Origin of the sequence: Bowmanella dokdonensis (genome assembly GCF_017254865.1) — a bacterium.
GTDB classification, from domain to species: Bacteria; Pseudomonadota; Gammaproteobacteria; order Enterobacterales; family Alteromonadaceae; genus Bowmanella; species Bowmanella dokdonensis.
Genome location: NZ_JAFKCV010000007.1, coordinates 178,278 through 198,099, shown reverse-complemented (window position 1 = coordinate 198,099; position 19,822 = coordinate 178,278). Strand labels below are relative to the sequence as shown.

Genomic DNA, 19,822 nt, shown 5'->3' with positions numbered 1-19,822 from the left:
GGCTAAAAATTTTATGATAACAAGCTGTTAGCTGACTATTCGCAGCGCAGGGGTCAAAACGTGAGTTCCATGCCTGCGGCCAGCCAGGACTTGTCAGAACTGCTTTGTTTTTCCTGTCTGGTGTAAAAGGCATAGAGTTTAATGTTGTCAGACAACGGATAATCAGCGCCCACTGAGGCGCTGCTGTCCTCCTCCAGTTCCTGGTACTGGGCTTTGAGTCGGAAGTCAGACAGGTCGTAGGCCAGGCTCGCCAGCCAGCCGTCCCGCTCCAATCCAGTGTCGCTGGCTTCCTGCCTCTGCACTATGCCCCCGAATATCCAGTCATCCAGCTTGTACTGCAGCGAGAAACGCTGGATATCGAAGCCGGCGACATCTCTGTCCACAGCCAGGCTGGCAAACCAGGGTTGTTTCTTCAGTTTGCTGTCACCATGACTGAGCGAAACCGAATACCCCGGCTCGCTCTCAGGGGCTTCTTCGGCGATATAGGTGACTCCCAGTTGAAATCCCCTGTATCTGGGGGACTGGTAGGTCAGGCTGTTGCTGACCCGGTTTTCTCCCTGCCAGAGCGCTTTGATATCCGCTTCCAGGTCGTTGAATTGGTCGATCTTGCCCTGAGACTGCTTGAGCATGGTATCGTTGCGCCCCAACAGCACGGCGCCAAAGTCGCCCTTAAGGCCAATGTACTGATTGCGGGACTTGAAGTTGTCACTGCCGGACAGGTCAGCCAGGTCAATTTGCCACTCGAACAGATAGAATGCCGTTAAACCATTTTCCAGTGAAAAATCCCCTTTGACGCCTAACCTGGAGTTATTGCTTTTCAACTCGGTGAAGCGTCCCTCTCCTTCATCGGCGGACTGAAAAGAGACATTTCCTTTACCGTACAGGGTAACGGGCTCTGCAACCGCCTCAGCAGAGACCGCCAGCAGGGAAACAGAAAACAAAGCACAAACAGAATGGGGTAAAAAAAACTTCACTGCGACACCTTCAAGAATAATCGACACGACATCATTATGAATGGGCGGTCTTTTTATGTCATTTTTATTACAGTTTTATGACATCCCGCGTAAAAAACACAATATGATGTACTTTTTATGACGCTTTGATGAATTTAGCCAATTATTTGCGGTTATTGTGCGGTCACCTTAAGTAAACGGCCATTTTCGGCGTCTGTCAGCAGATAAATTTCCCCGGCCGGCCCCACTTCAATATCCCGCAGCCGCTCACCTATTTCAGTGAACAGGCTTTGCTGCCCCATAAGCGCTGTGCCCTGCAGTTTCACCATTCTGACTTCCCGGCTTTTGAGTGTAGTGGACAACAAACTGCCGACCAGGTCCGGAAACATCTCTCCCCGGTAGATGACCAATGCGGAAGGGGCAATGGACGGCGTCCAGTCCACCAGGGGCTGGATCATGCCCGGATAAGACGTAAAAGGGCTGATTCTGGCCCCTGAATAATCTATCCCCAGGGTGATAACCGGCCAGCCGTAATTGTTGCCGGGACGGATCAGATTGATCTCATCCCCCCTTTCGGACCATGCTCGTTGATATACAGCTGTTCGCTGACAGGATCCCAGGCAATCCCCTGAGGATTGCGATGACCCAGGCTGTAGAGTCCGGCAGCACCATTTTCCAACTGCGGATTGTCATCCGGTAGGCTGCCGTCATCCATCAGGCGAATCAGTTTGCCCAGGTGGCTGGCCGGATTCTGCGCCTGTTCCCGGTAGTCGAAGCCGTCGCCACTGGTAATGACCAGGCTGTTGTCAGGCAGAAAAGCCAGCCTGCCGCCGTAGTGGACGGGCGTGGCCTTGGCCGGTTGAGCGGTAAACAATATCTGTTGATCCACCAGCATATGATCAACGAGTCTGGCCCGGAGCAGCCGCAGGTGATTGGCCGTCTCGTCGCCATGGGCATAGGTCAGGTACAGCCAGCCGTTGTCCTTATAATCAGGATGCAATACCACATCCATCAAGCCGCCCTGGCCCTGAAAAAACACCTTGGGTACATTGCCAACAGGGAGCGGCACCTGCCCCTGGGTCACCTTTCTTAACTGACCACTTCTCTCAGTGAGCAGGTAGCTGCCATCGGGCATCACCGCCACAGACCAGGGAAAATGCAGACCGCTGGCCAGGGTCTCAATCCGGTACTGGCCAATCTCCGCCCTTAGCGGCTGACACAGGCATGACAAAGCGGTAAGCAGGACAGGCAGCCAATTCCGTTGAACTTGCATATGCTCAGGTCTCCTGTATGATCTTTATCCAAGCCGTAAGTTGTTCCAATTACCTGTTTTAACAGAAATTTCTACGGTCTAATACCATCACGGTGAATCCTGTTGGTATCAGGGTAAGGATGCCGCAGCCAGTCATTTCAGCACCAGGGATAGCTCACCCAACTGATAGAGGCTTGCCATGCATCTTTTCTGGCGATTTCTGATAGCCCTGTTGCTCTGTTTTACCCTGGCCAGTGTGGCCCATACCCAGTTTGTACTGGCAAAGCTGGCCGGCACCGGGGTGGTGATTCCCTGGTCAGAGAGGGTCAGTATGAGCCTGCAGGACTGGTGGGGGCTGTTGCCCACTTATGGAGCCATCATCGCTGTCGGCCTGCTGCTGGCCTTTGCCGTCACCGGTTTTCTGCTCAAGCATTATCGCAGTCTGTCCGGCTGGCTCTATCCCCTGGCCGGTCTGGTGGCCATCCTCACCATCCATCTGGCAATGCAGCCGATCATGGACATCACTTTGATAGCCGGTGCCCGCACCCACCTGGGACTGGCGTCCCAGGCTATGGCAGGATTTGTGGCCGGTTGGGTTTTTTACGGCCTGCGACACAAACCCAGAATGCATTTTTCCTGATAAGCAGATCTCAGCGGCCGCGCGAGGCGTTCACCGCGATGCCTTCACGACCCTCGACACTGACCAACTGCCAACTTCTTCAGACCACCCAGCCCAGCTCCTGTGCCCTGTCATGAGCCAACTGGCTGATATCCTGGTCAACAAAATGATGATGCAGCAGCATCACCCCCAGCACATGGTTCAGTACGGCATCGATCTGCACCTTGTCTGCGGCCGGCGTGTCGGGACTTTCCTGTCGCTCCATCAGTGTCTGCACAAAGTCCGCGTCGATAAGACCCGCCTCCTTCAGTTTGTCAGCAGAGGCGTGACGCTTGAACAGAGACTTGAGTTTGTTCCATTTTTTCAGGTCCGTATGGGCCGGGGGCGCCATAAAAGCAAACTTCTGACGTTCGTACAGCACGGTCGGTAACAGCCCTTTCATGGCCTCGCGCAGGACATATTTCTCTTTACTGCCGCGGATTCGCAACTGGGGAGGGATAGTGGCGGCAAATTCGGCCAGGTGGTGATCCAGGAAGGCCGGCCGGGCTTCCATGGAGTTGGCCATATCTACCCTGTCTCCACCCCAGGTCAGGATCTGCCCCTCCAACATGGTCTTGATCCAGACGTACTGGGCCTTGTCCAGCGGATGTCTGTCTTTGAGGTAACGCTCATCCAGGCGATCGGCTATAGCCGCACCGGGTTCATAGTCCTTCAATTCGTCGCGGATCTCAGGGTTGAGCAACTGCCTGGCCAGATCCGAGCAGCCCAGCCAGGGTTGCAGGCAGCTTGGCGTGAAGCCGACCTTGTCGTTAATTTTCTCTGATACATACTCGTCCTTGGGCAGCATGGCCCCCTGAAACAACTTGTTGGACTCGGACAGGGTACGTTGCCATTCGGCGGCCTGCTCTGCATCCAGGCCCTCCATACCGTGCAGGAACATGTCTTTGCGAAAAGCGGGGTAGCCGGCAAACAACTCGTCGGAGCCTTCTCCTGTCAGCACTACCTTGTAGTCCACATGGCGGACATGCTGGCTCATCATCAGCTTGGCCACGGCCAGGGTATTGTAGATGGTCCGTTCAGTGTGCCAGATAGTACGGGAAAAGTTGTCGTACAGCAGATCGGCGTTGAGCTTTAGAATGTCCTGTTCGGCGCCGGTAGCGCGGGCCATCTCGGTAGCAATACTGGCCTCGTCATATTCGTCACTGTCGAAACTGATGGTAAAGGCTCGGATGGGATCCTGGGATGCGGCCGAAGCCAGCCCCAGAATGGCGCAGGAATCAATGCCACCGGACAGATAACAGCCCACCGGCACATCGGCATTAAGCCTCAGTTGCACGGCTTCCAGCAGATGCTTGCGAACCCCTTCGATATAATACTCATCATCCAGCCGCTGCCGCTGTTGGGGAGTGGGAAAGTCCATGTCCCAGTATTTGGTGGTTTCAATATTAAAGCGGCCGTCCTTGCGGGTAATCTTCAGCATATGGCCAGGTTCCACCTGATGCACGCCCTTGAAGGCGGTCCTGCCCGGCACCATTACCTGAATCAACTGGTGGAACAGGCCGTGGCTGTCAATTACCGCGTTCACTTCCGGATGCGCCAGGACGGTTTTAACCTCGGAGCCAAAGACGATGTGGTTATCCGTCTGGGTCCAGTAAAGGGGCTTGATGCCGAATCTGTCCCTGACCAGATACAGGGTATCCTGCAGTTCATCAAACAGACCAAAGGCAAATTCTCCCCGCAGGTGTTTAAGGGTTTCCTCCATGCCCAGGCGCATATACAGATGAGGAACTATTTCAGAGTCGCTCTTGGTTTCGAAGTGCTCGCCCAGGGCAGTCAGCTCACCACGCAGACGCTGGTAGTCATAAAATTCGCCATTGTGGGCAAAGATGATCTGGCCGCCATGCAGAAAAAAGGGCTGGCGACCACGGCTTTCATTCAGATCGATGATAGACAGCCGGGCATGGCTCATGCCCATTCCGACGTCCTTAGGGTTGCAATATCCGTAATTGTCCGGGCCACGATGGTGCATGATGGCGGCCATATTGACCAGTACCTGTGAATCTACTTCCCGCTCGGGGCGATTGGCAAAAATGCCGGCGATTCCACACATAAAAAACTCCTATTTCGTTACCGCATTGGCGTGGTTTCCTCAGGGACGCGATACCGGATGTATCGCCATTTTCAGGACTCTGAAAATGCGAGCGAAACTAAACCCCGCTTTTTGCGCAGCGACTCGGGACCGCAGGCAGGAAGCCGCAGGTCCGTATCGACTAAATCACATCCAAAACACGCTCGGCCCGCTTGACCAGACAGGTCAACAGTGCCATGCGCAGGAAAACCGCCCCTCTGGCCTGGGAGAAGTACCAATTGTGAGGCGTGTTATCCAGACTGGTACTGAGCTCCTCCCCCCTGGCCAACGGGTGCAGAATGATGGCGTCCGACTTGAGCGGTGAATCCGCATCCAGATGATAGCTCTTGCCGTACTGCTTGAAGGAGTTTCCCTCCCAGGAAATGGCATTGATATAGACCACATCCGCTTCCGGCAACACATCATAAAGATCATCGGCGGTTTGCACATTCAGGCCGAACTCCTCCAGATGCTCTAGTTGGCCCGCTTCAAACATCTGGTTTTTCTTTTTGTCGTTAACCACTGTGACTTTGGAAAAGACCTCCGGGAAATAACAGAGCAGCTTCAACAGGCTACGCACGGTACGCATTTTGGCCGGAAAGCCTACCAGCACCAGGTTCAGCGGTTTGCCGGGTTCATCTGAAACCAGATCCGGACGCCATTTAAAGATAGTGTACAAATCGGCCATGGCCTGGGTTGGATGCTCATCGGTGCCGTTGCCGGCATTGATAATGGGAATGCGCAGGGCTTCCATCATTTCCCTTACCGACTCTCCCTTGGAATCCCGCAACACCACGCAATCGCCGTAGTTATTGAACATTTCGGCCACATCGCGCAGGGATTCGCCCTTGGCGATGCCCGTGGTGGAACGGTCGGTAATGGACATGATATCGCCGCCCAGGCGGTGCCAGGCACTCTCGAATGACAGGCGGGTCCGGGTACTGGGTTCGTAGAAGGCCGAGATCAGGATCTGGCCGTTCAGGGACGTGGTGAAGCGATCAGGATTGGCCTCGTACTTGGCGGCCAGACGAAAAAGTTGCAACAGGGTGTCGCGATCAAACTGATCCGCAGAATAAATATGCTGTTCAGACAACTTGGTCAGGTGATCGCCATCTTCGACTATGGCTCTGAGCAGCTTCTTCGGATGGGCATCGCCATGAACATCCGGTCTGGTCCGCTCAAATTGAATCACTTTCTCGAGTTTGGGATCTACCATAGAGATTTGTCCTTCAGGTCACGCTTGTAAAGCAGCAGTAAAATAATGGGTGCCAGCGCCGTACCAAGGCAAGCCGCCAGCACCAGCACCGTCAGCAGTGTTTCACTCAGGTACATGCTGTTTCTCCTTGAAGTGCTGCCAGTCGAACTTACCCGGGAACAACCAGAGTCCCAGCAGGCAACAGGCGAGCGACACCAGGCAGGAACTGATTGCCGCTACATAAAAGCCAATAAGGAAATATAGTGTCAGTCCGGTCAGCGTGCCCAGGGTCATCGCCACTGTTGCGAAGCGGCCCGTCAGACCGGGGTGGTACAATCCGAACACAATGGGAAAGATGGCTGAGGCCACAAAGGCGCCGGTGAAGTTAAGCAATGCGCCCAGGGTCGCCACTTTGGGCAAACACAGGACCCAGGTCAGCAGGCCCAGACTGATCACAATCCATTTATTGGCTTTGAGCAGGGTGTCACTGTCTGCCTTAGGGTTGAATAGACGCTTGTAGCCATCCTGGGTAATCAAATCCGAGGTGGCGGCGAGCAGGCTGTCCATACTGGATGCCAGGGCGGAAAATACCACGACAAACACAAACAATGCCCCCACGCTGCCCAGCAGCTTGGCAGCCACGAGCGGCCCCACCATATCGGCACTGGGCGGCAGTATCCCCAGGGAGATGGCGGCCAGGGCCACAAACCCGGTGACTATGGGGATGGGCAGCCAGAGCAACCCGCCGGCCAGGAAGGCGCGCTTACCCACTCCGGTCTTGAAGGCAAAGGCCCGCGACCACCAGACATTGGAATGGAATATCTCGCCAAGACCGAAAAAGATATTGTTGAACAGGAACATGATGGCGGCGGGGAACGCCAGGTTAAGCAGCTCGGGCTGAAACTCAGAGACCCGGGCATGGATCTCCGGGATACCGACCTTGTCTATGCAGACCCAGGCAATGATCACCACCCCCACCAGGATCAGAATGGACTGCACGAAATCGGTGGCGATAACCGCCTTGAGTCCGCCCAGCAGGGTATAGATAACGCAGATAAACAGAATGGCCGACATGCCGGTATGGTAGTCAAGATCACTGAGGGAAGAGAGCAGGATGCCCCCCGCCATGCCCAGGCTGACCAACCATCCCAGGGCATAAAACAGTGAAATCACCATAAACACGGCCCAGGCAGGCTTGCCATAGCGGGTACGGATAAAGTCGCCGCTGGTGAAGCCATGGGGCATCAGGGATTTGATCCGTTGGGCCATGGGAGCAAACAGAATCAGCCCCAAAGCCGCCAGGCTGTATCCTATCATACCCCAGACACCAAACTGATAGGCCAGTTGCGGGGCTACCAGGGTGGTATTGCTGGTGATCCAGGTGGCCATGGCAGTTGCGGTGGCAAAGGCCAGTCCAACATTACGGCCGGCCAGGGCATAATCATCGATATTGCGGTTGCCGCGGCCCAGGTACCAGCCGAAACCTATCCAGATTACGCCAAACGCGATCAGCACAGACAGGGCAAGACCCCAGTCCAGTTGGGCATCAAGCATCCTGCGCCTCCTTGCGGTTGTAGACGATAAGCAATCCGACCAGCAGGCTGAAGGCCAGCAGCCCCACCAGGAACAGTGCCAGTGCCTGATAAAGAGAGCGGTGACGGACATGGATTTCGGCGATCAGAACCGCCTCTTCCCCCCCCTCCCTGTCAGCCAGCCGTGCCTGATAGTGGCCATCGGCGAACCCGGACAGGGTAACCTGCCGCTGCCCCGTGATATCGAAGGTCTGCGCCTTGGAAAAATCGGCCTCACCCTCAACCAACTGTACAATTTCCAATCCATCATAATTTGTACTGTAATCTTCCATATTCAGTACAAAGTATCCTTCCCTTGACTCTAACTGCACCACTGCGGCGGCGTCCCCCGCAAGCATCAGCAGCCAGAATAACAGCAACCTGGTGGCACCGCCCATGCTGTGTCTCCTGTTAACGGCTTGTCAGCATGCTAACATTTGTTTGTACTCTAAACAAAAATCAGCGTTAACGACCAGTTAGCCTTCGTATTAAGGATATGCCATGTCACAGTCACCGCGCATTGATCTGTCCCGCCTGCAGAACGACCTGATTGAACTGTCCCATATCGGCTATGACCCCGAGACCAAGGGTATCTGCCGTCTGGGCTTTACCGAAGCGGACATGCAGGCCAGACAATGGTTGATTGACAAGTTCAACAAAGAGGGATTCCACGGACGATTGGACAGCGCTGGCAATGTCATCGGCAGCACCAGCAAGGAAGGCAAGGGACCGGTGGTGGCAATGGGTTCGCATATCGATACGGTACCCGCCGGAGGCATGTTCGATGGCACGTTAGGCGTATTGGCCGGGCTGGAATGCATGCGCGTGGTCCGTGACGCCGGACTTAAATGTGAGTTTCCGCTGGAAGTGTACGCGTTTGCAGAAGAGGAAGGGCGCTTTGGTGGCATGATGGGGGTGCAGGCTATTACCGGCGAATTGACCCCACAATGGCTGGAGACCGCCCATGACGCCTCCCATGTGTATCTCAAAGATGAAATGGAGCGCGCCGGATTGAATGCCATCGAAGCCCTTAACGCCCATATCGATCCGAAGCATTTCCGGGCGTTCTTGGAATTGCATATCGAGCAGGGGCCGGTGCTGGAACGGATAAAAAAACCCATCGGCGTGGTGGAAGCCATCTCCGGGGTGTACAAGTGGCTGGTGCGCCTGATTGGCAAAGCCAACCATGCAGGCACCGCACCCATGGACATGCGTAGCGACGCCTTTATGGGCCTGGCCGATTTTGCCCATGAGATCCCCCGCATTATCGCCGAGGAAGGCTCAGACAAGAGCCGTCTGACCGTGGGACGGGTGGAACTCAAACCCGGTTATGCCCATACCGTGCCGGGTGAAGCCGAATTCACCCTGGTGGGGCGGGACACGGACCCGCAAACCATGCGTAACCTGGCCGATGCCTGCAGGCGGGTGTTGTCCAGTATCGCCCGCAAGCATAACCTGATGTTCGAGTTTGAGCAGATGAGCTGGCTGGAGCCTCAGGCCATGGCAGATGAGGTTATCCAGGCGTTTTGCCGTCAGGCGCAAGAGATGGGCCTGGACTACGAAGTGATGCCCAGCGGCGCCGGACACGACGCCCAGTACATGGCCAAAATCACCCCCACCGGCATGATCTTCGTACCCAGCGTCGGCGGTATCAGCCACGCTCCGGATGAGTGGACCCACTGGCAGGATATCGAACTGGGAACCAATTTGTTATTAAACACGGCCCTGGAGTATGCCAACGCCAGCCGAGCAAAGGAAAGCAGCGCCTAGCAGAAATAAACGGGCAACCACTCTGGTTGCAATTGCCGGGTGGCCGTGTCTATACTGCCGCCTGTATCTTGTCGGAGTGCTCAGTTGTGCAAAAAGCGCAACGAGCTGAGACCGCGAAAGCGGGATCCGTTGAACCTGATCAGGTTAATACCTGCGAAGGGAACAAGTCGAACATCAGCAGTGGCAGTCCGTCCACCCTTTGCCGCTGATGCTCTTCACAACACTCCCGACAAGCATTTCAATCCCAGTCAAACGGAGAGGATGCTATGTCAACCAGGCGTGAAACGCGCAAGCAAGCCCAGGAATTCCTGCATCAGATCACAGGCGGCACCTTTGCCGGCTCACAACGCATCTACCTGCCGGGCAGCCGACAGGATATTCAGGTCGCCATGCGCGAGATCCACCAGCATGATACGCAGACGGGGCCTGTTCCAAAAACCAACAGTCCTGTCCCTGTCTATGATACCTCCGGGCCCTATGGGGACCCTGAGGCAGAGCTGGATATTTACCAGGGACTGTCTCCCCTGCGACAGGGCTGGATAGAGGAACGGGCGGTCACCGACTACTTGTCCGGCCCTAGCTCCGACTACACCAGGGCCAGACAAGCCGATATCAGTCTCGACGAGCTGCGGTTCACCCCCACAAGGAGAGCCAGGCGGGCCACTGCCGGCAGGCGGGTGACGCAGTTGCACTATGCCAGGGCCGGCATTATTACCCCGGAAATGGAATATATCGCCATCCGCGAAAATATGGGCCGTGAGCGGGTGCAAGATGAGCAACTGAATCATCAGCATCCGGGTCAGACCTTCGGTGCCAATCTGCCCGCGGCCATTACCGCTGAATTTGTGCGCCGGGAAGTGGCCGAGGGCCGGGCCATCATTCCGGCCAATATCAATCATCCGGAAGCCGAGCCGATGATTATCGGACGTAACTTCCTGGTCAAGGTCAACGCCAATATCGGCAATTCGGCGGTGACCTCCTCCATCGAAGAGGAAGTAGAAAAACTGGTCTGGGCCACCCGTTGGGGGGCGGATACCGTGATGGATCTGTCCACCGGCCGCAACATCCATGAAACCCGTGAGTGGATCCTGCGTAACAGTCCTGTGCCCATCGGCACAGTGCCTTTGTACCAGGCCCTGGAAAAGGCCGGTGGGATAGCCGAACAACTGAGCTGGGAGCTGTTTCGCGACACCCTGCTGGAACAGGCCGAACAGGGCGTGGACTACTTTACTATCCACGCCGGGGTGCTGCTTGAGTATGTGCCGCTGACGGCCAAACGCGTCACCGGGATCGTCTCACGGGGGGGCTCCATCATGGCCAAGTGGTGCCTGGCTCATCACAGGCAGAGCTTTCTTTACGAACATTTCGATGAGATTTGCCAGATCTGCGCTGCCTACGATGTCTCCCTGTCGCTGGGCGATGGCCTGCGCCCCGGCTCCATCGCCGATGCCAACGATGAGGCCCAGTTTGCCGAACTTCGCACACTGGGCGAATTAACGCGAATTGCCTGGGATAACGATGTGCAGGTGATGATCGAAGGGCCCGGTCATGTACCCATGCACCTGATCAAAGCCAATATGGACGAGCAACTGAAACATTGTCATGAAGCGCCGTTTTACACCCTTGGGCCGCTGACCACCGACATTGCTCCGGGTTATGACCATATTACCTCCGGCATCGGTGCCGCCATGATCGGCTGGTATGGCTGCGCCATGCTCTGCTATGTCACCCCCAAGGAGCATCTTGGCCTGCCCGACAAGGAGGACGTCAAACAGGGTCTGATTACCTATAAAATCGCCGCCCATGCCGCCGACCTGGCCAAAGGCCATCCCGGCGCCCAGATACGCGACAACGCCATGTCCAGGGCCAGGTTCGAGTTTCGCTGGGAGGATCAGTTTAATCTGTCGCTCGATCCACACACCGCACGGGCCTACCACGATCAGACCATTCCACAGGAGTCCGGCAAGGTGGCGCATTTCTGCTCCATGTGCGGGCCTAAATTCTGCTCCATGAAAATCTCCCAGGAAGTCCGCGACTATGCCGCCAGCCGGGACACGTTAGAGCAGGACTGGAAAGCCATCGAGCAGTCCACAAGAGCCTATCAGACCGCCTCAAAGCAGATGTCACGGGCAGTTCGCCGCAAGGATGCCCCCCTCAATCATAAAGCTGCCGGGAAGCCGCTAAGCACCAGTAACGGGTCCTGACATGAAGACGCCTATTATCTGGTGTATCGGCGGATCGGATTCGGGCGGCGGGGCCGGGATCCAGGCCGACCTGTTGGCCGTCAGAGGCATGGGTGGCCATGCATGCAGCGTGATCAGTGCGGTAACCGCGCAAAACTCTCTGAGGGTTGCTCATATCCAGGCCGTTTCCCTGGAGAGCTTTACCGCCCAGCTCAACTGTCTGGCTCAGGATTTATTTCCACAGGCACTCAAGATAGGTATGTTGGCCGACAGCCTGCAGCTGCACTGCCTGGCCGAATTCATAGCCTGGCTCAAACGTGTCGGCAAGCCCCCCCTCGTAGTCTGGGATCCGGTCCTGCGGGCCAGCAGCGGCGCGGCACTGTCTGAGATTAAGCCCGGTGATAACGATGTTACCGCCCTGCTGGGCCAGGTGGATATCCTCACCCCCAATGCCCAGGAGCTGGAACTTCTGACCGGTGTTTCCCCCACCAGTCCGGATGCTCTGGCCGCCGCTGCCCAGAAGCTGCTGCAGACAGGCTGTGGCGCGGTTCTGGTAAAAGGGGGGCACCTGGCCTGGCAGGCAGAAACAGCCGAAGATTATTATTTTGATGGGCAAGATTACCGGCGTTTTGGCAGTGTGCGCATCGATACGCCCCACTCCCACGGCAGTGGTTGCACACTGGCCAGCGCCATGGCCACTGCGCTGGCCCTGGATTACCCGGTTGAGGATGCCATTTGTCTGGCCAAGGCTTATGTCAACCGGGGCCTACGCCAGGCCAGTGCAGTCGGGGAAGGGCCCGGCCCCCTATCCCATCAGGGCTGGCCGAAGGACGTGGCGTACTTTCCGGCAGTCATCCCCGGTAACTGGCAGCCTCCCAAAGCGCTGCAACCCTTTGCTGAGGAATCTGAACTCGGCCTCTATCCCATAGTCGACTCTGCCGACTGGGTGGAACGGTTGCTGCCTCTGGGGGTGAACTGCATTCAGTTACGGATCAAAAAAGCCAGGAAAACCGATCTGGAAGAGCAGATTATCCGTGCGATAAAGCTCGGCCGTGACCATGAAGCCCGGGTCTATATTAACGACCACTGGCAACTGGCTATCCGTCACGGCGCCCACGGTGTGCATCTGGGCCAGGAGGATCTGCAAACCGCCGATCTGCTGGCTATCCAGCAGGCCGGGCTGCGGCTTGGTATTTCCACCCATGGTTATGCAGAGCTGCAGTTAGCCAAATCCCTTTCCCCTTCCTACCTGGCGCTGGGACATCTGTTTGCCACCAAAACCAAGCAGATGCCCTCCAAACCCCAGGGACTGACACGTCTAAGACAGTATCTGATACTTGCCGAAGGAGTGCCGACGGTGGCCATCGGCGGTATCAGCGTTGAGCGGGTACCCGAGGTCCTGGCTAGCGGCATTCGCGGTATCGCCCTGGTCAGTGCTATCCGCGATGCGGCCAATCCCGAGGCGACCACCCGCACCTTGTTGAACATGCTGGAGAAGCGCCATGCTGACAGAGCCTGACGCCTTACGCTACGGGCAACAGTTGTTGCTGGAGGAAGTGGGAGAAAACGGCCAGGCCAGGCTGGCCCAAAGTGCGGTGTTGATTGTCGGTCTGGGGGGATTGGGCTGTGCTGCCGCCCAGTACCTGGCCGCAGCCGGTGTGGGACATCTGACCCTGGCCGATCCGGACAGGCTGAGCCTGAGCAACTTGCAGCGCCAGGTCCTGTATGATTCTGCGGGTCTTAACCAGGCTAAAGTCTCGCTGGCCAGGGACAGGCTGTGGGCGTTAAACCCGCACATCCGTCTTACCGCAATCCCCGTCAGACTGGATAAGCACGCCTTGCCCGGCCCGGTGAGCGAAGTCGATCTGGTATTGGATTGCACCGACAACATGCTCTCCCGTCAGGCCATCAATGCTGCCTGCTATCAACTAGGGAAGCCGCTTATCAGTGGGTCAGCCATCCGTATGGAAGGGCAACTGCTGGCGCTGGATCCAGCCTTGCCCCATGGCTGCTATCACTGTCTGTATGACCCGCAACAGGCGACTGACCGGCAATGTATTGATGGCGGCATATTGGGGCCGGTAGTCGGCATGATCGGCCTGTTGCAGGCCCTGGAGGCCCTGAAATTCCTGGCTGGCGCAGGCCGGGTACCCTGGGGCAAGCTGAAATGTTTCGATGCTGGAATGCACCATTGGCAGGAATTTGATCTGCCCGCCAATCCAAGCTGTCCAGTCTGCGGAGTCCCCCGATGCAATTGATGATTAATAATGAAACAGCGCAGTTTCCTGCCCCGCTGAGTCTTCAGCAACTGCTTGAGTTGCTGGAGCAACCTGAAAAGGGCATCGCCCTGGCCCTGAACCGGCAAGTGATCAGTCGTAGCCTGTGGCCGCAGATCTTTTTGCAGGAAGGTGACAGCGTGCACCTGTTTAACGTGGTAGCGGGAGGATAAATATGCTGACCATCGCCAACCGACAATTGAACTCACGCCTGCTGACCGGAACGGGCAAGTTTTCCAGTGCCTCGTTGATGCAAAGTGCACTGTCTGCCAGTGGCTCGGAACTGGTCACCCTGGCCCTGAAACGACTGGATCTGGGACAGCGTCAGGATGAAATCCTGCCTCCCCTGCAGACATTGGGGGTCCATTTACTGCCCAATACCTCAGGGGCCAGGACGGCCGAGGAAGCCATCTTCGCCGCCCATCTGTCCCGGCAGGCTCTGGACACCCACTGGCTCAAGCTTGAAATCCATCCGGACCAACGCTACCTGCTGCCCGATGCCGTTGAAACCCTCAAGGCGGCAGAAGTCCTGGTCAGAGAAGGCTTCGTGGTCCTGCCTTATTGCGGTGCCGATCCAGTATTATGCCAGCGCCTCCAGGAAGTGGGCTGCGCCGCAGTCATGCCGCTGGGCGCGCCCATCGGTTCCAATCGCGGCCTGCTCAGTCGCGATTTCCTGCGCATTATCGTCGAACAGGCCAGGGTGCCGGTGATAGTGGATGCCGGTATCGGTGCGCCCAGCCAGGCTGCGGAGGCCATGGAAATGGGAGTGGATGGGGTGCTGGTGAATACCGCCATCGCCGTGGCCGGCGACCCGGTCGCCATGGCCGGCGCGTTTAAACTGGCGGTTCAGGCCGGCAGAAGGGCCTTCGAGGCAGGTCTGCCGGCCACCAGCAGCCGCGCCCTGCCATCCAGCCCTCTGACAGGATTTCTGGAGGGCATATGAGCTTTATCGAACAGTTCAAATCCCTGGAGTGGGATGATATCAGCCTGCGCATCCGGGCCAGCACCCCGGCCCAGGTGGAACTGGCATTGGTCAGAGAAAAACGCGGCCTGAACGATTTGATGGCCCTGCTGTCCCCTGCCGCCGAACCCTACCTGGAGCAGATGGCCAGACAATCCTGGCATCTGACCCGCCAGCGTTTCGGCCATACCCTGCAATTCTTTCTGCCCCTGTACCTGTCCAATCTGTGCGCCAATGAGTGTGATTACTGCGGCTTTTCCATGAGCAACCGCATCAAACGCAAGACCCTGACTGAGGATGAAATCGAACGTGAATGCCGGGCCATTAAGGCCATGGGCTTTGATTCGCTGCTGCTGGTCACCGGTGAGCATGAAGCCAAAGTGGGAATGGACTATTTCCGCCGGGTGTTACCCCGCGTCAAAGCCCATTTCAGCTATCTGATGATGGAAGTCCAGCCGCTCGGCGAGCAGGATTACCGCGAACTGACCTGCCTGGGACTGGATGCAGTGATGGTCTACCAGGAAACCTACCAGCCCAGAACCTATGCCAGGCATCACCTGAAGGGTAACAAGCAGGATTTTGCCTGGCGACTGGATACCCCCGACCGACTGGGGCGGGCCGGAATAGACAAGATAGGTCTGGGCGTACTGCTGGGTCTGGATGACTGGCGCACCGACAGCCTTATGACCGCTGCTCACTTGCGTTACCTGCAACAAACCTACTGGCGCAGCCGCTTTTCCCTGTCTTTTCCCCGGCTGCGGCCCTGCACCGGCAATCAAAGACAGGTGCAGGGTATGACCAACAAACAACTGGTGCAGTTGATCTGCGCCTACCGGCTGTTCGACCAGGAAGTGGAACTGAGCCTGTCCACCCGTGAATCCGCCAGCTTCAGAGACAGCGTCCTGCCTCTTGGCATCACCAGCCTCAGCGCCGGTTCCAGCACTCAGCCTGGCGGCTACGCCGGACGGCAGCAAGCCCTGGAACAATTTGCCGTTGACGACAGCCGTTCCCCGGCCCAGGTAGCACAGGCAGTGGCAGCGGCCGGTCTGCAACCCATATGGACAGACTGGCAGCGAAGCTTCTCCGGCGGTTACTGATTTCGCTTGTCGGCACCAGATGTTCTAGAATCAGACTCTGCGGATCACAAGGACAGCTCATGACTAAAGAACAGATGATAGTGGCCCTCAAGGACATTGAGACCAAATACAAGCGTAATCAGGAAGTGGCAGAGGAAGTCTGGCCCCATGGCTCACCGTTTCTGGAACTGGCCAGGCGTCAGGCTGCCCAGGTGATGGAAGAGGAGATGAATGCACTGATGAGGAACGAATAATGCCAACCCACCACAAGATCAATTACCTGGAGATACCCGCTGCCGACCTGGACGGCACCAAAGCCTTTTTTCAACAGGCCTTTGACTGGCAGTTTACTGACTACGGCCCCGATTACAGTTGCTTTACCAACGGCGGCTTGGATGGCGGTTTCTATCGGGCCAAAGATTCAGCCACAGTGGCTGGGGGCAGTCTGCTGATGGTGTTGTACAGCAAGGATCTGCAGCAATCACAGCAGCAGGTCGAAGCTGCGGGCGGAAAAATCATTAAACCTGTCTTCTCCTTCCCGGGGGGCCGCCGGTTCCATTTTGCCGATCCCAGCGGTAATGAATATGCCATCTGGTCGGAATAACGACAACTTAGCTATTACCTGAATAGTCGCCAACCTGCCTCCCGGGCAGCTGGTTAACATTATTTTAACTAATGAGTCCCCCTAGTATTTCTCTTCCGGCCCTTGATATGTAAGTGTCTTGAAAGACTGTAATATACCCACATCAGCCCTTCTTGCCATTAACAACATAAAAAAGGCTTACAAGGAGTCACAAGTTTATGTATTGCAAACTTGGAGAAACACTATGGAAACCATCCTTATCGTCGGTGGAGGGGCCGGTGGCTTAGAGCTGGCAACAAAACTCGGCCGCAAGCTGGGTAAGACCCGGCAGGCCCAGATTATCCTGGTCGACAGGAACACCAGCCATATCTGGAAACCGCTGCTGCATGAAGTGGCCAGCGGGTCTTTGGATACCAGTACCGACGGCGTGGCCTATAGCGCCCATGGGGCCAAACACTGCTTTGAGTTTCAGCAAGGACAAATGACCGGGCTGGACCCAGATAGCAGGTGCATTCACCTGGCCCCGATTCTCGATGAAAACAACCGGGTTGTAGTGCCCCCGCGCAGCCTCGCCTATGACAAGCTGGTATTGGCCGTAGGCAGCGTATCCAATGATTTCGGCACCCCCGGGGTGGCCGAGCATTGCTATTTTCTTGACTCCCCCGCCCAGGCCGCCAAATTTCATCGCTCCCTGATTAACAGTTTTGTGCGTGTCAACCAGCCTGGCGAGCAGCAGGATCTGCATATCGCCATCGTGGGCGGCGGAGCCACCGGCGTGGAGTTATCTGCCGAGCTGTATCATGTGGCGGCCCTGGCCAGACGCTATGGTCTCCCCAGGATCAGTGCCGAACGACTGAAAATAAGTCTTCTTGAAGCCGGCCCCAGTCTGCTTCCGGCCCTGCCGGGACGAATCAGTGACGCGGTCCGCAGGGAATTGGTCAAACTGGGCGTGGAAGTGCTGGAAAACACCCGGGTCGCTTCAGCGGTGGAAAACGGCTTTTTTACCCAGGATGAGCGTACCATCCGAGCGGACCTGATGGTCTGGGCGGCGGGGGTCAAAGCGCCGGATTTTATCAGGGAGACGGGGGTATTCGAACTCAATCGCCTGCAACAAATCATCGTCACCCCCCAACTGCAGGCCAAAGGCCATCCGGATATTTTCGTAATCGGCGACTGCTGCGGATGCCAGCAGGAAGACGGTAGTTGGGTGCCGCCCAGGGCCCAGTCCGCCCACCAGATGGCATCACTGGTGGCCGGCAATCTGCAACGCCAGCGCCAGAACAAGCCGATGAAGCCCTATGTCTACAAGGATCATGGCTCACTGGTCAACCTCAGTCGCTACAGTACAGTGGGGAACCTGATGGGCAACCTGACGGGTAACAGCCTGTTCATCGAGGGTCGGATCGCCCGCTTCGTCTATATCAGCCTGTACCGGATGCATCAGGTGGCTATTCATGGCTGGCGCAAGGGCATGCTGATGATCCTGGTGGAGCAGTTGAACCGGGCGGTGCGGCCGAAGCTCAAGCTGCACTGACAAGTCAGCGGCATAGGGCGGTGGCTTGATCCACCGCAATCCTCCGTGCCGGCGAAAGGACTATGCTTGTTAGGAACCGAGTTTTTCATTGGGAGCCCCTATGCAAGTCAGAGACATCATGACCACACAACTCCATACCCTGGATGAAACCGCCACCTTGCACGATGCTCACGGGCTGAGCCGTGACAAAGGCATCCGCCACATCCCGGTGCTGGACAGCAAAACCGGCGTGTTCCACTCAATAGTGACACAAAAGGCGCTGGTAACAAGGGTGATGAAACTGGCCAATCTGTATGGGGCCGCCGAACTGGATGAGCAGGAAAAACGCATCCCCATAGAAGAAGTGGCGGTCAGGGATGGCGACAGGATCAGCGCCGATCAGCCGCTGTTGGAAGTAGCCGAGTATTTCCTCGCCCACAAGCACGGCTGCCTGCCGGTGGTTAACACCGATGGCACACTCGCGGGCATTGTCACCTCATCGGACTTCGTTAAGCTGGCCATTCGCCTGCTTAAGGACGGGCGGTGAGCAGGCCTGCGCATAATCCAGCGCCTGCTCCAGCCTGTCCTGCCCCCAGAAAGGTTCCTGACCCGCAAGGATAAAAGGCGCGCCGAAAATTCCCTGACGGACCACCTGCTGGTTTAACTGGTGCAGTTTGGCTTTGCTTTCCATCGAGTCAGCCTGTTCAAGGATGGGCCCGGCCACCTGCCCCGCCTGGCCCAGGCAGGCGGCGATAACCTCAGGATCGGCTATATTCAAATCCTGGCTGAAATTGGCCTGATATATCGCACGGACATACTCCGGCAGCCAAGGGGCGCCACTGTTCCAGCATGCCACCCGGGTGGCAAGCCGGCTGTTGCAGGGGAAGCGGCTAGGCCGCTGGAAGGGCAGTTGATAGTGGCTGCAAAGACGTTCCATATCACGCCACATATAGCGGCCCTTGGCCGGGATCTGGTTAAAGGGTGAATCCTGCCAGCCCTGGGCCTTGAAGATAGGCCCGAGCAGAAATGCATGCCAGCGGACGGCCAGTTTCCTCTGTGTGGCCAAACGCTCAATACGCATGGCGGCCGGATAACTGTAGGGACTGGCAAACTCAAACCAGAAATCAACGGTCATCGGCGCTCCTTGTCTGTTAGCTGTCTTAAGTTTCAGGACAGAATATGCGACTTGCCTGCCACCATGTAAAGACAGCCTTCAATACCCTGTAACTGTCCGGGATACGCAACGATCCGGAACCCCAGGCGCTGATAACAGCGAAGCGCCGGTTTATTCTGTGCCAACACGAAAAGTGACACTTCATCGACTGCCAATTGGGCACAGCCAGTTTCGACCAGCGCGTAGATCAGCGTCTCAACCAAGCGCCGACCCCGCCAGTCCGGAGCGATAGCCAACCTACCAAGGTGACAACGTCCGGCGCGCAGATAATACTGGCCAAATCCCAATAGTTGCTCTTCCTTGAGCAGCACATAGCTGGCCAGTTCCTGCCAGCGGCTGTCCTGCAGGAAAGATTGCGGTGAAACAGGAAAACGCATGGCCGGTCCGCCCCAGTTAGTCAGGCCGTTCTGATCGGGAAACCAGTCCATCACAGTCAGCATATGGTGCTTTGCGGCCTGGATAAATTGGCATCCCGGTACCGCACTGATATCTGCCATCTATCGAATCCTTATTCGGTGCAGCGAAACAGCTATTCTGCCCAAGCGGCTGAAAACATGCCCCCTTTTAA

Annotated in this window: 20 protein-coding genes, 1 pseudogene and 1 riboswitch; of the genes and pseudogenes, 12 read left to right on the top strand and 9 right to left on the bottom strand. The window is 56.7% G+C overall.

The features are described from left to right. Window positions 1-53 precede the first annotated feature (53 nt). Together J0A66_RS13810 and J0A66_RS13805 are read right to left on the bottom strand one after the other, a co-directional pair. Entirely contained in the window at window positions 54-974 is a 921-nt protein-coding gene (locus J0A66_RS13810) for a porin (protein ID WP_206574419.1), read from the bottom strand. Between the two features lie 152 nt (window positions 975-1,126). Beyond that, a pseudogene (locus J0A66_RS13805) lies at window positions 1,127-2,088 on the bottom strand (PQQ-dependent sugar dehydrogenase). Window positions 2,089-2,404: 316 nt separating this feature from the next. On the opposite strand from J0A66_RS13805, the gene J0A66_RS13800 reads away from it, so the two are divergent. Then, window positions 2,405-2,845 carry a hypothetical protein gene (locus J0A66_RS13800; protein ID WP_206574418.1) on the top strand — a complete coding sequence of 147 codons (441 nt, stop codon included), beginning with the start codon at window positions 2,405-2,407 and terminating at the stop codon, window positions 2,843-2,845. A gap of 79 nt (window positions 2,846-2,924) precedes the next feature. Here J0A66_RS13800 and asnB read toward each other — a convergent pair whose 3' ends face one another. From asnB to J0A66_RS13780, 5 genes are all read right to left on the bottom strand, one after another. Then, complete coding sequence (gene asnB, locus J0A66_RS13795; protein ID WP_206574417.1) at window positions 2,925-4,934, bottom strand: asparagine synthase (glutamine-hydrolyzing); 2,010 nt, start codon at window positions 4,932-4,934, stop codon at window positions 2,925-2,927. Between the two features lie 160 nt (window positions 4,935-5,094). After that, window positions 5,095-6,168 carry an aspartate/ornithine carbamoyltransferase family protein gene (locus J0A66_RS13790; protein ID WP_206574416.1) on the bottom strand — a complete coding sequence of 358 codons (1,074 nt, stop codon included), beginning with the start codon at window positions 6,166-6,168 and terminating at the stop codon, window positions 5,095-5,097. Beyond that, on the bottom strand, window positions 6,162-6,284 hold the full coding sequence (locus tag J0A66_RS23595) for a hypothetical protein (protein WP_277603560.1): 123 nt from the start codon (window positions 6,282-6,284) through the stop codon (window positions 6,162-6,164). Before J0A66_RS23595 ends, J0A66_RS13790 begins: the two co-directional genes overlap by 7 nt. Further along, entirely contained in the window at window positions 6,271-7,701 is a 1,431-nt protein-coding gene (locus tag J0A66_RS13785; RefSeq protein WP_206574415.1) for a sodium:solute symporter family protein, read from the bottom strand. Before J0A66_RS13785 ends, J0A66_RS23595 begins: the two co-directional genes overlap by 14 nt. Further along, the gene (locus tag J0A66_RS13780; protein ID WP_206574414.1) at window positions 7,694-8,116 is read right to left on the bottom strand and encodes a hypothetical protein; all 423 of its coding nucleotides are present in this window, start codon (window positions 8,114-8,116) and stop codon (window positions 7,694-7,696) included. The genes J0A66_RS13785 and J0A66_RS13780 overlap by 8 nt, the downstream gene beginning before the upstream one ends. A 103-nt stretch (window positions 8,117-8,219) precedes the next feature. On the opposite strand from J0A66_RS13780, the gene J0A66_RS13775 reads away from it, so the two are divergent. From J0A66_RS13775 to J0A66_RS13725, 11 genes are all read left to right on the top strand, one after another. Then, the gene (locus tag J0A66_RS13775; RefSeq protein WP_206574413.1) at window positions 8,220-9,488 is read left to right on the top strand and encodes a Zn-dependent hydrolase; all 1,269 of its coding nucleotides are present in this window, start codon (window positions 8,220-8,222) and stop codon (window positions 9,486-9,488) included. A 62-nt stretch (window positions 9,489-9,550) separates the two neighbouring features. Continuing rightward, window positions 9,551-9,667, top strand: a riboswitch (TPP riboswitch). An 87-nt stretch (window positions 9,668-9,754) separates the two neighbouring features. Next, on the top strand, window positions 9,755-11,692 hold the full coding sequence (gene thiC, locus J0A66_RS13770) for a phosphomethylpyrimidine synthase ThiC (RefSeq protein ID WP_206574412.1): 1,938 nt from the start codon (window positions 9,755-9,757) through the stop codon (window positions 11,690-11,692). A gap of 1 nt (window position 11,693) precedes the next feature. Continuing rightward, on the top strand, window positions 11,694-13,190 hold the full coding sequence (gene thiE, locus J0A66_RS13765) for a thiamine phosphate synthase (RefSeq protein WP_206574411.1): 1,497 nt from the start codon (window positions 11,694-11,696) through the stop codon (window positions 13,188-13,190). Further along, window positions 13,174-13,929: a HesA/MoeB/ThiF family protein gene (locus J0A66_RS13760; protein WP_206574410.1), complete on the top strand. Its 756-nt coding sequence runs from the start codon at window positions 13,174-13,176 to the stop codon at window positions 13,927-13,929. The genes thiE and J0A66_RS13760 overlap by 17 nt, the downstream gene beginning before the upstream one ends. Next, window positions 13,920-14,120, top strand: coding sequence for a sulfur carrier protein ThiS (gene thiS, locus J0A66_RS13755; protein ID WP_206574409.1), 201 nt, complete (start codon window positions 13,920-13,922; stop codon window positions 14,118-14,120). The genes J0A66_RS13760 and thiS overlap by 10 nt, the downstream gene beginning before the upstream one ends. Before the next feature lie 2 nt (window positions 14,121-14,122). Then, the gene (locus tag J0A66_RS13750) at window positions 14,123-14,890 is read left to right on the top strand and encodes a thiazole synthase (RefSeq protein WP_206574408.1); all 768 of its coding nucleotides are present in this window, start codon (window positions 14,123-14,125) and stop codon (window positions 14,888-14,890) included. After that, window positions 14,887-16,005: a 2-iminoacetate synthase ThiH gene (gene thiH / locus J0A66_RS13745; RefSeq protein WP_206574407.1), complete on the top strand. Its 1,119-nt coding sequence runs from the start codon at window positions 14,887-14,889 to the stop codon at window positions 16,003-16,005. The genes J0A66_RS13750 and thiH overlap by 4 nt, the downstream gene beginning before the upstream one ends. A gap of 59 nt (window positions 16,006-16,064) precedes the next feature. Continuing rightward, window positions 16,065-16,238, top strand: coding sequence for a hypothetical protein (locus tag J0A66_RS13740; protein ID WP_206574406.1), 174 nt, complete (start codon window positions 16,065-16,067; stop codon window positions 16,236-16,238). After that, window positions 16,238-16,588, top strand: a complete 351-nt coding sequence (locus tag J0A66_RS13735) for a VOC family protein (protein ID WP_206574405.1) — start codon at window positions 16,238-16,240, stop codon at window positions 16,586-16,588. Before J0A66_RS13740 ends, J0A66_RS13735 begins: the two co-directional genes overlap by 1 nt. Before the next feature lie 223 nt (window positions 16,589-16,811). Beyond that, window positions 16,812-18,101, top strand: a complete 1,290-nt coding sequence (locus tag J0A66_RS13730; protein ID WP_206574404.1) for an NAD(P)/FAD-dependent oxidoreductase — start codon at window positions 16,812-16,814, stop codon at window positions 18,099-18,101. A gap of 100 nt (window positions 18,102-18,201) precedes the next feature. Continuing rightward, window positions 18,202-18,627 carry a CBS domain-containing protein gene (locus tag J0A66_RS13725; RefSeq protein WP_206574403.1) on the top strand — a complete coding sequence of 142 codons (426 nt, stop codon included), beginning with the start codon at window positions 18,202-18,204 and terminating at the stop codon, window positions 18,625-18,627. On the opposite strand, the gene J0A66_RS13720 is transcribed toward J0A66_RS13725, so the two are convergent. Further along, window positions 18,577-19,215, bottom strand: coding sequence for a 2-hydroxychromene-2-carboxylate isomerase (locus tag J0A66_RS13720; protein WP_206574402.1), 639 nt, complete (start codon window positions 19,213-19,215; stop codon window positions 18,577-18,579). The two genes, J0A66_RS13725 and J0A66_RS13720, sit on opposite strands and share 51 nt — an antisense overlap. Window positions 19,216-19,247: 32 nt before the next feature. Beyond that, complete coding sequence (locus J0A66_RS13715) at window positions 19,248-19,751, bottom strand: GNAT family N-acetyltransferase (RefSeq protein WP_206574401.1); 504 nt, start codon at window positions 19,749-19,751, stop codon at window positions 19,248-19,250. Window positions 19,752-19,822: the final 71 nt, after the last annotated feature.

Excerpts from the sequence above, each read along its gene's own strand:
- J0A66_RS13780 (WP_206574414.1), bottom strand. The coding sequence starts at position 8,116 with ATGGGCGGTGCCACCAGGTTGCTGTTATTCTGGCTGCTGATGCTTGCG.
- J0A66_RS23595 (WP_277603560.1), bottom strand. The coding sequence starts at position 6,284 with ATGTACCTGAGTGAAACACTGCTGACGGTGCTGGTGCTGGCGGCTTGC.
- thiH (WP_206574407.1), top strand. The coding sequence starts at position 14,887 with ATGAGCTTTATCGAACAGTTCAAATCCCTGGAGTGGGATGATATCAGC.
- asnB (WP_206574417.1), bottom strand. The coding sequence starts at position 4,934 with ATGTGTGGAATCGCCGGCATTTTTGCCAATCGCCCCGAGCGGGAAGTA.
- J0A66_RS13790 (WP_206574416.1), bottom strand. The coding sequence starts at position 6,168 with ATGGTAGATCCCAAACTCGAGAAAGTGATTCAATTTGAGCGGACCAGA.
- J0A66_RS13715 (WP_206574401.1), bottom strand. The coding sequence starts at position 19,751 with ATGGCAGATATCAGTGCGGTACCGGGATGCCAATTTATCCAGGCCGCA.
- J0A66_RS13785 (WP_206574415.1), bottom strand. The coding sequence starts at position 7,701 with ATGCTTGATGCCCAACTGGACTGGGGTCTTGCCCTGTCTGTGCTGATC.
- J0A66_RS13760 (WP_206574410.1), top strand. The coding sequence starts at position 13,174 with ATGCTGACAGAGCCTGACGCCTTACGCTACGGGCAACAGTTGTTGCTG.
- J0A66_RS13775 (WP_206574413.1), top strand. The coding sequence starts at position 8,220 with ATGTCACAGTCACCGCGCATTGATCTGTCCCGCCTGCAGAACGACCTG.
- thiC (WP_206574412.1), top strand. The coding sequence starts at position 9,755 with ATGTCAACCAGGCGTGAAACGCGCAAGCAAGCCCAGGAATTCCTGCAT.
- J0A66_RS13800 (WP_206574418.1), top strand. The coding sequence starts at position 2,405 with ATGCATCTTTTCTGGCGATTTCTGATAGCCCTGTTGCTCTGTTTTACC.
- thiS (WP_206574409.1), top strand. The coding sequence starts at position 13,920 with ATGCAATTGATGATTAATAATGAAACAGCGCAGTTTCCTGCCCCGCTG.
- J0A66_RS13750 (WP_206574408.1), top strand. The coding sequence starts at position 14,123 with ATGCTGACCATCGCCAACCGACAATTGAACTCACGCCTGCTGACCGGA.
- thiE (WP_206574411.1), top strand. The coding sequence starts at position 11,694 with ATGAAGACGCCTATTATCTGGTGTATCGGCGGATCGGATTCGGGCGGC.
- J0A66_RS13720 (WP_206574402.1), bottom strand. The coding sequence starts at position 19,215 with ATGACCGTTGATTTCTGGTTTGAGTTTGCCAGTCCCTACAGTTATCCG.
- J0A66_RS13740 (WP_206574406.1), top strand. The coding sequence starts at position 16,065 with ATGACTAAAGAACAGATGATAGTGGCCCTCAAGGACATTGAGACCAAA.
- J0A66_RS13725 (WP_206574403.1), top strand. The coding sequence starts at position 18,202 with ATGCAAGTCAGAGACATCATGACCACACAACTCCATACCCTGGATGAA.
- J0A66_RS13735 (WP_206574405.1), top strand. The coding sequence starts at position 16,238 with ATGCCAACCCACCACAAGATCAATTACCTGGAGATACCCGCTGCCGAC.
- J0A66_RS13730 (WP_206574404.1), top strand. The coding sequence starts at position 16,812 with ATGGAAACCATCCTTATCGTCGGTGGAGGGGCCGGTGGCTTAGAGCTG.